Genomic DNA, 9,583 nt, shown 5'->3' on the forward strand with positions numbered 1-9,583 from the left:
CTCTGCGGGCCGCCATACCTACTCCGCCCACACCACCAGCCCGCTCCAGGCCGTGGCGAGCACCACGATGCCGAAGGCGATGCGGTACCAGGCAAAGGGCGTGAAGCTGTGGGTGGAGATGTAGCGCAGCAGCCAGCGCACGCATAGCCAGGCGCTGGCGAAGGAAAACACCAGCCCGACGGCGAACATCGGCAGGTCGGCCATGGACAGCAGGGCGCGCTCCTTGTAGAGGCTGTAGACGCCCGCGCCGATCAGCGTGGGGATGGCGAGGAAGAAGGAGAAATCCGTCGCCGCCTTGCGCGAGAGCCCCAGCAGCATGCCGCCGATGATGGTGGCGCCGCTGCGCGAGGTGCCCGGGACCATGGCCAGGCACTGCACCAGCCCGACCTTGAGCGCATCGAGCGGCGTCATGTCCTCGACCGCCTGCACCCGCACCGAGCGCTGCTGCCGCCGCTCGGCCCACAGGATGACGAAGCCGCCCAGGATGAAGGTGGTGGCCACCACCGCGGGCGTGAACAGGTGCTCCTTGATCAGCCTGCCGAACAGCAGGCCCAGCAGCACCGCGGGCAGGAAGCCGATCAGCACGTTGAGCGTGAAGCGCCGGGCCTGGCGCTGGGTGGGCAGCGCGACCAGGGTGGCGCGGATCTTCTGCCAGTAGACCAGGATCACGGCGAAGATCGCGCCGGTCTGGATCGCGATGTCGAAGACCTTGGCCTTGGCGTCGTCGAAGCCGAGCAGCGAGCCCGCCAGGATCAGGTGCCCGGTGGAGGAAATGGGCAGGAATTCGGTGAGGCCTTCGACGACCCCCATGACGGCGGCCTTGGCCAGCAGAACGGTATCCAAACGGGTGCTCCTAGAACAGCCGGCGATTATCGCCAGCAGGCTGCCGGGCTCCCGCGCCACTGGCGACGCTTTCAACCCGTTTCACTCCGCCGCGGCGCGTTTCGTCGCATCCGCATGGCGCCGGCCGCGCGCCCGGCGGACAGTCACGCCATTGCACCGTGTCGCCGCGCCAGGCCGCACGGAACCGATGGAGGACCCCATGGCGAGCCAAGAGAATCTTTTCGAACTGAGACGGATCGAGCGCACTTTCGCGCTGGGCGAGGCGCGTATCCACGCGCTGCGCGGCATCGACCTGGACATCCGGCGCGGCGAGTTCATCGCCATCTGGGGCCCCTCGGGCAGCGGCAAGTCGACGCTGCTGAACCTGCTCGGGCTGATCGACAGCGCCGACAAGGGCTCGCTCGCGTTCGACGGCCAGGACGTGGCCGGCCTGTCGGACGACGCCCTGTCGGACTGCCGCAGCCGCAGGATCGGCTTCGTGTTCCAGAACTTCAACCTGATTCCGGTGCTGAGCGCGCTCGACAACGTGAGCCTGCCGCTGCAGGTGCAGGGCCGGCGCAGCGCCGAGACGCGCGAACTCGCCGCGCAGTGGCTGGGCCGGGTCGGCCTGGGCAGCTTTCTGCACCACCGGCCGGACCGCATGAGCGGCGGCCAGCGCCAGCGCGTGGCGATCGCACGCGCGCTGGCGGGCTCGCCGCGCCTGCTGATCGCCGACGAGCCCACGGCCAACCTGGACTCCAGGACCAGCCATGAGGTGATCGACCTGATCGAGGCCCTGAACCAGGAAACCGGCGTGACCTGCATCTTCACCACGCACGACCCGCGCCTGCTCGCGCGCGTGCCGCGCCAGCTCAGGCTGGAGGACGGGCTGATCTCCAACGATGCCTACCAGGAGTACGCGCAGTGAATACGAGCATGCAATTCGCGCTGGCCTGGCGCAACCTCTGGCGCAACCGCCGCCGCAGCCTGGTCACCATCGCCAGCCTGGCCTTCGGCTTTGCCGCCCTGGCGCTGTTCGCCGGCTACACCAGCGCGGTCTACCGGGGCCTGGGCAATGCGGCGATCCACGGCGAGCTGATCGGCCACCTGAGCATCAACCGCAACGGCTGGCAGACCCAGGGCCGGCTGCACCCCGACAGATACCTGCTGAGCGCCGAGGACATCGCCAAGGTCCGCGCCATCGTCGCCCGGCGCCTGCCCGGCGCGTTACTGGTGCCGAGGATGGGCGCCTCCGGCCTGCTCTCCAATGGCCGCAGCAGCACCATCTTCATCGCGGCCGGCGTTGCACCGCAGGACCTGGACGCCCTGCGCGGCCCGTTCCGCCATGCGCCGGGGGCCCTGAGCGATGCGGCGCCCGGCGGCGTCACCGCCGCGCAAGGCCTGGCCGACGTGCTGGGCCTGAAGGTGGGCGACTCGGCCTCGGTGCTGGCCAGCACCATCCACGGCCAGGCCAATGCGGCGGACGTCGACATCACCGGCACCTTCAACACCGGCAACAGCGCCAGCAACGACAAGGTGATGCTGATGCCGCTGGCGATGGTGCAGAACCTGCTCGATGCACCGGGGCGCGCCGACATGCTGACGGTGCTGCTGCCGGGCGCGCCGGCGCGGGCCGGCCATTCGGCCGCCGAGCGCATGCAGGACCTCTACGCCACCGCCGCGCCCGACGAGCGCGCGTCGGCCGCGCTGCGCGACCAGTTGCAGGGCGACTTCAAGCAGGCCGGGCTGGACCTGGAAGTGCGTACCTGGCAGCAGATGTCGGCGTTCTTCCGCCAGGTCAAGGGCATGTACGACATGATCTTTGCGCTGATGTTCGCGGTGGTGCTGTCCATCGTGGTGCTGTCCATCGCCAACGCCATGGGCATGGCGGTGGTGGAGCGCACCCGCGAGATCGGCACCCTGCGCGCCATCGGGGTGCGCCGCGGCGGCGTCACGGCGCTGTTCGTGAGCGAGGCGCTGCTGCTGGTGCTGGTGGGCATCGCCGCCGGGCTGGCCGTGACCGCTGCCGCGCGCTGGGGCGTGAACGCGGCCGACATCCGCTACGTGCCGCCCGGCAACACGAGCAGCGTGCCAGTCCATATCGGCTTCGATCTGGCGCGCACCGCCCGTGTGGCCGCGCTGCTGGCGCTGCTGTCGGTGCTCGCCGCCTTTCTGCCGGCGCGCCGCGCCGCGCGCCATTCCATCACCGAATCCCTGGGACACGTATGAAGCTCGACCGCCGACCCTTCCTGCTCATCGCATGCGGCGCCGCGCTGGCCGCGGGAGCGGCGCAGGCCGCCGAGCCCGATGCGATGGAGCTGCTCAAGACCGCCGACCAGGGCCGGGGCGGCGGCCTGCCGGGCCTGGTGTGGCAGGTGCGGGCGCACAACAGCGGCACCGGCGCCGACGAGCAGCAGGACCAGACCCTGCTGGTGAAGGCATCCGGAGAATCCAGCGTGGCCGAGGTGCTGGACCCGCCGAGCAGCCGGGGCGCGAAGATCCTGCAGGTCGCGCGCAACATGTGGCTGACCCGGCCGGGCCTGAAGAAGCCGGTCGCCATCTCGCCGCGCCAGCGCCTGACCGGGCAGGCCGCCATCGGCGACATCGCCGCGACGAACTACGCCCGCGACTACAGCGCCACCTACCTGCGCGCGGAAACCGTGGGCGATGAGCCCTGCCATGTGCTGGACCTGAAGTCGGCCAACCGCCAGAGCACCTACGAGCGCATCACCTACTGGGTGTCGGCCAGGCGCGGCCTGGCGGTGCAGGCCGAGTTCCTGTCGCTGTCGGGCAAGAAGCTCAAGAGCGCCACCTTCGAATACGGCAACACCGTGAAGCTGCCCGGCCGCAGCGTGGCCTTCATCAGCCGCATGAGCATCGCCGACGCGCTGACCGACGCCAGGACGGTGATGGACTACACCAACATCAAAGTGCAGGCCGTCCCGTCCAGCGAGTTCGACGTGGGGAACCTGCAATGAAGCGCCGCTGGCTGCCGTGGGCCGTGGCCGCGGCGTGCTGCGGCGCGCAGGCAGGCGAACTTGGCGCGGAAGACCCCGGCTGGCGCGTCACCCGCAGCTTCGAGTCCTGGTTCTACGCCGCGCGCACCGAGGTGCGCGGCGACGCCGTGCTCAACCCCGGCAACGCGGTGGCCCGCCTGAGCGGCGCGCAGGGCCTGTTCGACGGCCGCTTCAACCTGCGCGCCGAGCAAGGGCCCTGGCAGTTCGTGGCCAACCCGCGTCTGCTGGAGCAGCGCGGCGAGCGCACGGTCAACGGCGACAGCCGCAGCGACGCCACGGGCAGCGCGCGGCTCAGCCAGGGCTTCGCGCGCTACAAGGACGGCGACAGCGCCTGGACCGTGGGGCGCGAGCTGTTCACCTGGGGGCCGGGCAACTTCCGCTCGCCCAGCAACCCGTTCTACTTCGACGCCGGCCGCACCAATCCGCTGGCCTCCACGCCGGGCGTCGATCTGGTGCGCAGCACCGTGGGCCTGGGCAGCTTCCGCGTCACCGGCGCCTACGTGTTTTCCACCAGCCAGATACTGCCGGCCGAAGACCTCGGGCGCAGCGTGCTGCTCAAGCTGGACCAGCAGGGCCGCGCGCATCTGCTCAGCCTGATCGCCAGCCAGCAGCGCGGCGGCGCGCCTTTCCTCGGCGGCTTTGCCCAGCTCACGCCGGACGACGCCTGGCTGCTGTATGGCGAGTTCGGCTCGCAGCGCCTGCCGCGCCTGCTCAGCCCCAACCCGGTGGGCGCGCCCGGGCCGTTCTACCGCCTGCAGCAGCCGGCCCCGCGCAGCCTGGACCTGCTGCTGGGCGCCAGCTACACGCTGGAGAGCGGCCAGGCCCTGATCGCCGAAGTCCTGCACGGCAGCGGCGGCTACGGCGCCGGCACTGCCCGGGCCTACTTCGACCAGGCGCGCGCCGCCAGCCTGCTGGCCCAGCGGCTGCCGGCGCAGGGCCTGGCCGCGCTGGGCCAGGCCCTGGGCCAGCAGCCGCGGCTGCTGGGGCGCGACTACCTGTGGCTGAACTGGCAGAGCAACCCGCAGACCCCGGGGCTGTACTGGCGCCTGGGTTGGTCGCAGAACCTGGGCGACCACAGCGGGCAGGCGCTGGCCTATGCCGAGAAGAGCTTCGTGCCCAGGCTGTCGGGCTTCGTCTCGCTGGCGCTCAACCGTGGCGGCGCGCAGAGCGAGTACGGGGCGCTCTGGCGGTCGAGCCTCACGCTGGGCGTCAAGTGGTTCGTGTTCTAGGACTCCAAGGAGAACCGTCATGCTGTACCAGATCATCATTCACACCCCCACCTGGGTGTTCGCCGTCTTCGCCCTGCTGCTGTGGCTGGGCCTGTCGCAGCGGGTGGCGCGCACCGCCTCGCTGCAGCGCACCACCCTCCTGCCTCTGGCCATGCTGGGCTTCTCGTGCTGGGGCGTGCTGTCGGCCTTCGGCGTCTCGGCGCCGGACCTGCTGTGCTGGCTGGCCGCCGGCGCGCTGACCGCCTTCGCGGTGTCGCGCACTCCTTTGCACGACCAGACCCGCTACGACCCGGCCCGCCGCAGCTTCCACCTGCCCGGCAGCTATGTGCCGCTGGCGCTGATGATGGGCATCTTCCTCACCAAGTACGCGGTCGGCGCCACCCTGGCCCTGCATCCCGGGCGCGCGCGCGACGCCCTGTTCGCGCTGGCGGTCTGCACGCTGTACGGCGCCTTCAGCGGCATCTTCGCCGGCCGCGCGCTGCGCCTGTGGACGCTGGCGCGGCGCCAGGGCCGTGCATCGGGCGGGGCGTCTTCCGCGCGCGCCCGCTCATGACAGAATCGACCGCCCCGCCATGAATCCACCCCTGACCCCCGACGAGATCGAGCGCATCGCGCGCAAGCGTGCCGGCGCCAAGCTGGGCTGGTACCTCCATGCGGCGGTGTTCGTGCTGGTCAACCTGTTCATCTTCGCCATCTCGCAGTACGGCTTCGGGCACCGGCGCTGGTCGGTGTTTCCGCTGCTGGGCTGGGGGCTGGGGCTGGCGCTGCACGGCATATCGGTGTTCCTGCTCGGCAGCGGCGGCGGCCTGCGCGACCGCATGGTGGAGCGCGAGCGCGAGCGGCTGCGGCGGCAGCAGGACCCGGGGCGGCGCTAGGCGGCCGGCGCCGGATTTGCTATTAATTACGTAGCATATACCCCATGATCCACCTGGGCTTGCGGCGCTTTTCTCTTGAAATCTGCCGCGCTGAGGCCAGGCGCGCTTGCGGCGGGGTGGTGGGCGATGCGCTTTGACGGCCTGGCCCTGCTGCGCCACTACCTGCAGGTGCTGGCCTTCTGCCTCGCCATCTCGGCGCTGCAGTACTTCTTCCGGCCCGAGCGCCCCTACGAAATCCCGCTGGTCTACTCGGTCAGCATCGGCACCGCCACCTGGGCGCTGATCGAAGCCGGCCGCCTCCTGATCGACCCGCGCTCCAGCACCGGCTGGCCGCGCGGCTGGCGCGGGCTGGCGCTGACGGCCGGCGCGATCGTGGCCGGCTACGTGGCCGGCACGAGCGCATCGGACGCCTGGTTCGGCTGGTCGAGCTGGAGCGGCACGAACCAGCGCGAAATGCGCGCGTCCTGGCTGATCAGCCTGGTCGCCGGCGTGGTGATCAGCTACTACTTCCACTCGCGCGGCCGCGGCGCCGAACTCGCGCGCCGGGCCGCCCAGGCCCAGCGCGAGGCGGCCGAGGCGCGGCTCAAGCTGCTGGAGGTGCAACTGGAGCCGCACATGCTGTTCAACACCCTGGCCAACCTGCGCATGCTGATCGCCACCGACCCGGCGCGCGCCGAAACCATGCTGGACCACCTGGTGGCCTACCTGCGCGCCACGCTGGGCGGCTCGCGCGTGGCCTGGCATGCGCTGGCCGACGAGTTCGCGCGGCTGGACGACTACCTCGCGCTGATGGCCGTGCGCATGGGCGAGCGCCTGCACTACACGCTCGCGCTGCCCGCCGCGCTGCGCGAGGTGCCGGTGCCGCCGCTGCTGCTGCAGCCGCTGGTGGAAAACAGCATCCGCCACGGGCTGGAGCCCCAGCTCGAAGGCGGCCGCATCGAGGTGAGCGCCAGTACCGAGCACGACGGCGCGCAGACCTGGGTCCGCATCGAGGTGCGCGACAGCGGCGTCGGCCTGGCCCCCGGCGCGCTCGACTCCGCCGCCCCCGGCCACGGCTTTGGCACGCGCCAGGTACGGGAGCGCCTGCTGAGCGCCTACGGCGCTGGATCAACTATGGAATTGATAGCACAAAGCCCAGGCGGCACTAGGTCTACACTGCGATTTCCCTTGAAAAACCCGCCGACACTCCCCGCATGAGCCCGCCCACCGCCCTGATTGCCGAGGACGAACCGCTGCTGGCCCAGGCCCTGGCCGCCGAACTGCACCGTGCCTGGCCCGCGCTGCAACTGCTGCCCACCGTGGGCGACGGCGCCTCCGCCGTGCGCGCGGCGCTGGCGCGGCGGCCCGACGTGCTGTTCCTGGACATCCGCATGCCCGGCATGGACGGCCTGGCCGCCGCCGCCGCGCTGGCCGAGGAGTGGCCGGGCGACGCGCCCTTCCCGGCCCTGGTGTTTGCCACCGCCTACGACCAGTACGCGGTGCAGGCCTTCGAGGCGCAGGCGGTCGACTACCTGCTCAAGCCGGTGCAGCCGGCGCGGCTGCAGAAGACGGTGGAGCGCGTGCAGGCCGCGCTGGCCCGGCGCGGCCCGGCCGCGCACCCGGCGGCCGACGCCGCCTTCCGGCAACTGCGCAGCCTGCTCGACGCCCTGCCGGCCACCCCCGCGCCGGCGCCCGCCGCCGCCCCCCTGCGCCTGATCCCCGCCAGCGAGGCCGGCAGCAACGGCGCCGTGGTGCGCATGGTGCCGATCGGCGAGGTGCTGGCCTTCGAGGCCGCCGACAAGTACGTGCGCGTGCTGAGCGCCGGGCGCGAATACCTGATCCGCACCCCGCTCAAGGAACTGCTGCCGCAACTCGACCCGCAGCAGTTCTGGCAGGTGCACCGCGGCACCGTGGTGCGCGCCGACGCGGTGGAAACCGTCGAGCGCGACGAGGCCGGCCGGCTGCAGTTGCGCCTGCGCGGCCTGCGCGAGCCGTTCGGCGTGAGCCGGCTGTATGCGCATCTGTTCCGGGCGTTGTAGGGGGCGCCGCGTCCAGGCTCGGGGGCGGCCTCAGATCGCCACCAGTTGCCGCACGCCCTTCTCCCGCATCTCGCTGCCCGGCCCGCGCGCGACGACCTCGCCGCGCTCCATCACCAGGTACTGGTCGGCCAGTTCCTCGGCGAAGTCGTAGTACTGCTCCACCAGCAGCACGGCCATGGGGCCGGTGCTCACGCCCTCCAGGCCGGTGTCGGCCAGGCGGCGCAGCACGCGGCCGATGTCCTTGATGATGTTGGGCTGGATGCCTTCGGTCGGCTCGTCGAGCACCAGCAGCCGGGGGCCGGCGGCGAGCGCGCGGGCGATGGCGAGCTGCTGCTGCTGGCCGCCGGAGAGGTCGCCGCCGCGGCGGTGCAGCATCTGCCTGAGCACCGGGAACAGTTCGTAGAGCTGCGGCGGCACCGGCGTGCCGCCGGGCTTGGTGGCCAGGCCCATGCGCAGGTTCTCTTCGACCGTGAGCCGCGCGAAGATCTCGCGGCCCTGCGGCACGAAGCCGATGCCGGCGTGGGCGCGCTGGTAGGGCGTGGCGCGCTGGATCTCGCGGCCCTCCAGGGCGATGCTGCCGCTCTTGATCGGCACCAGGCCCATGAGCGACTTGAGCAGCGTGGTCTTGCCCACGCCGTTGCGGCCGAGCACGACGGTCACCTCGCCGGCCCTGGCGGTGAGGCTGACGTCGCGCAGGATGTGCGAGCCGCCGTAGTACTGGTGGATGTTGTGGACGCTCAGCATGTCGGTTTTCCCCCGCGCCGTGCGCCGCCCGCACCGCGCAATACACAAAGGAGCGAGCGGCCGCGGAGCGGGCCGCGCGCGGACGTCCGCGGAGCCGGCCTCGCCGGACCGCCGGATGCGCCCCGTCGAAGGGGGGCGGCGAGGACACGCAGTGCGAAGCCTGGGGGCGACTCCATTTCACCGCCCCAGATAGACTTCGATGACGCGCTCGTCGGCCTGGACCTGGTCGAGCGTGCCCTGCGCCAGCACGGCGCCGTCGCACAGCACGGTGACGATCTCGCTGATGCTGCGGATGAAGCCCATGTCGTGCTCCACCACCATTAGCGAATGCCGGCCCTTGAGGCTCAGGAACAGCTCGGCGGTGCGCGCGGTCTCCTCGTCGGTCATGCCGGCCACGGGCTCGTCGAGCAGCAGCAGCTTCGGGTCCTGCATCAGCAGCATGCCGATCTCCAGCCACTGCTTCTGCCCATGGCTCAGGTCGCCGGCGCGCCGCGCCGCGCTGCCGGCGAGGTGGATGGTGTGCAGCACATCCAGCAGCCGGTCCTGCTGGGCCGAGTCGAGCCGGAAGAACATCGAGTGCCGCACGCCCTTGTGGGTCTTCAGGGCCAGCTCCAGGTTCTCGAACACGCTGAGCTGCTCGAACACCGTGGGCTTCTGGAACTTGCGGCCGATGCCCATCTGGGCGATCTCGGCCTCCTTGTGGCGCAGCAGGTCGATGGTGCTGCCGAAGAACACGGTGCCGCTGTCGGGCCGGGCTCTTATACACATCTGACGCTGCCGACGAAGAGAACCTAGTGTGGGTGGGGGGGGGGGGGGGGGGGGGGGGGGGGGGGGGGGGGGGGGGGGGGGGGGGGGGGGGGGGGGGGGGGGGGGGGGGG

The 9,583-nt window shown here is 71.4% G+C and carries 11 protein-coding genes; 8 read left to right on the top strand and 3 right to left on the bottom strand.

Going from position 1 to position 9,583, the window contains the following annotated elements; all coding sequences use genetic code 11:
* Nucleotides 1-18: 18 nt before the first annotated feature.
* Entirely contained in the window at nt 19-843 is an 825-nt protein-coding gene (locus JHD63_RS11505; protein ID WP_198970891.1) for an undecaprenyl-diphosphate phosphatase, read from the bottom strand.
* A gap of 199 nt (nt 844-1,042) precedes the next feature.
* Here JHD63_RS11505 and JHD63_RS11510 point away from each other — a divergent pair, with 199 nt between their 5' ends.
* From JHD63_RS11510 to JHD63_RS11545, 8 genes are all read left to right on the top strand, one after another.
* The gene (locus JHD63_RS11510; protein ID WP_198970892.1) at nt 1,043-1,750 is read left to right on the top strand and encodes an ABC transporter ATP-binding protein; all 708 of its coding nucleotides are present in this window, start codon (nt 1,043-1,045) and stop codon (nt 1,748-1,750) included.
* Between the two features lie 8 nt (nt 1,751-1,758).
* Nucleotides 1,759-3,051: an ABC transporter permease gene (locus tag JHD63_RS11515; protein ID WP_198970893.1), complete on the top strand. Its 1,293-nt coding sequence runs from the start codon at nt 1,759-1,761 to the stop codon at nt 3,049-3,051.
* Nucleotides 3,048-3,800 (top strand): outer membrane lipoprotein-sorting protein, encoded by a 753-nt coding sequence (locus JHD63_RS11520; RefSeq protein WP_198970894.1) that lies wholly within the window; start codon nt 3,048-3,050, stop codon nt 3,798-3,800. The genes JHD63_RS11515 and JHD63_RS11520 overlap by 4 nt, the downstream gene beginning before the upstream one ends.
* Complete coding sequence (locus JHD63_RS11525) at nt 3,797-5,068, top strand: hypothetical protein (RefSeq protein WP_198970895.1); 1,272 nt, start codon at nt 3,797-3,799, stop codon at nt 5,066-5,068. The genes JHD63_RS11520 and JHD63_RS11525 overlap by 4 nt, the downstream gene beginning before the upstream one ends.
* A 19-nt stretch (nt 5,069-5,087) precedes the next feature.
* Nucleotides 5,088-5,621: a DUF6622 family protein gene (locus JHD63_RS11530; RefSeq protein WP_198970896.1), complete on the top strand. Its 534-nt coding sequence runs from the start codon at nt 5,088-5,090 to the stop codon at nt 5,619-5,621.
* Between the two features lie 19 nt (nt 5,622-5,640).
* Entirely contained in the window at nt 5,641-5,943 is a 303-nt protein-coding gene (locus tag JHD63_RS11535; protein WP_198970897.1) for a 2TM domain-containing protein, read from the top strand.
* 126 nt (nt 5,944-6,069) lie between these two features.
* Entirely contained in the window at nt 6,070-7,140 is a 1,071-nt protein-coding gene (locus tag JHD63_RS11540) for a sensor histidine kinase (protein WP_198970898.1), read from the top strand.
* Nucleotides 7,137-7,961: a LytR/AlgR family response regulator transcription factor gene (locus JHD63_RS11545; protein ID WP_198970899.1), complete on the top strand. Its 825-nt coding sequence runs from the start codon at nt 7,137-7,139 to the stop codon at nt 7,959-7,961. Before JHD63_RS11540 ends, JHD63_RS11545 begins: the two co-directional genes overlap by 4 nt.
* Before the next feature lie 30 nt (nt 7,962-7,991).
* On the opposite strand, the gene urtE is transcribed toward JHD63_RS11545, so the two are convergent.
* Together urtE and JHD63_RS11555 are read right to left on the bottom strand one after the other, a co-directional pair.
* Entirely contained in the window at nt 7,992-8,705 is a 714-nt protein-coding gene (urtE, locus tag JHD63_RS11550; RefSeq protein WP_198970900.1) for an urea ABC transporter ATP-binding subunit UrtE, read from the bottom strand.
* 177 nt (nt 8,706-8,882) lie between these two features.
* Nucleotides 8,883-9,583: ABC transporter ATP-binding protein (locus tag JHD63_RS11555; protein WP_198970901.1), on the bottom strand; the 701-nt coding region annotated here is incomplete at its 5' end.

Origin of the sequence: Xylophilus sp. ASV27, assembly GCF_016428875.1 — a bacterium.
In the GTDB taxonomy this organism is placed as follows: domain Bacteria; phylum Pseudomonadota; class Gammaproteobacteria; order Burkholderiales; family Burkholderiaceae_C; genus Xylophilus.

Excerpts from the sequence above, each read along its gene's own strand:
- JHD63_RS11525 (WP_198970895.1), top strand. The coding sequence starts at position 3,797 with ATGAAGCGCCGCTGGCTGCCGTGGGCCGTGGCCGCGGCGTGCTGCGGC.
- JHD63_RS11530 (WP_198970896.1), top strand. The coding sequence starts at position 5,088 with ATGCTGTACCAGATCATCATTCACACCCCCACCTGGGTGTTCGCCGTC.
- JHD63_RS11545 (WP_198970899.1), top strand. The coding sequence starts at position 7,137 with ATGAGCCCGCCCACCGCCCTGATTGCCGAGGACGAACCGCTGCTGGCC.
- JHD63_RS11540 (WP_198970898.1), top strand. The coding sequence starts at position 6,070 with ATGCGCTTTGACGGCCTGGCCCTGCTGCGCCACTACCTGCAGGTGCTG.
- JHD63_RS11510 (WP_198970892.1), top strand. The coding sequence starts at position 1,043 with ATGGCGAGCCAAGAGAATCTTTTCGAACTGAGACGGATCGAGCGCACT.
- JHD63_RS11520 (WP_198970894.1), top strand. The coding sequence starts at position 3,048 with ATGAAGCTCGACCGCCGACCCTTCCTGCTCATCGCATGCGGCGCCGCG.
- urtE (WP_198970900.1), bottom strand. The coding sequence starts at position 8,705 with ATGCTGAGCGTCCACAACATCCACCAGTACTACGGCGGCTCGCACATC.
- JHD63_RS11535 (WP_198970897.1), top strand. The coding sequence starts at position 5,641 with ATGAATCCACCCCTGACCCCCGACGAGATCGAGCGCATCGCGCGCAAG.
- JHD63_RS11515 (WP_198970893.1), top strand. The coding sequence starts at position 1,759 with ATGCAATTCGCGCTGGCCTGGCGCAACCTCTGGCGCAACCGCCGCCGC.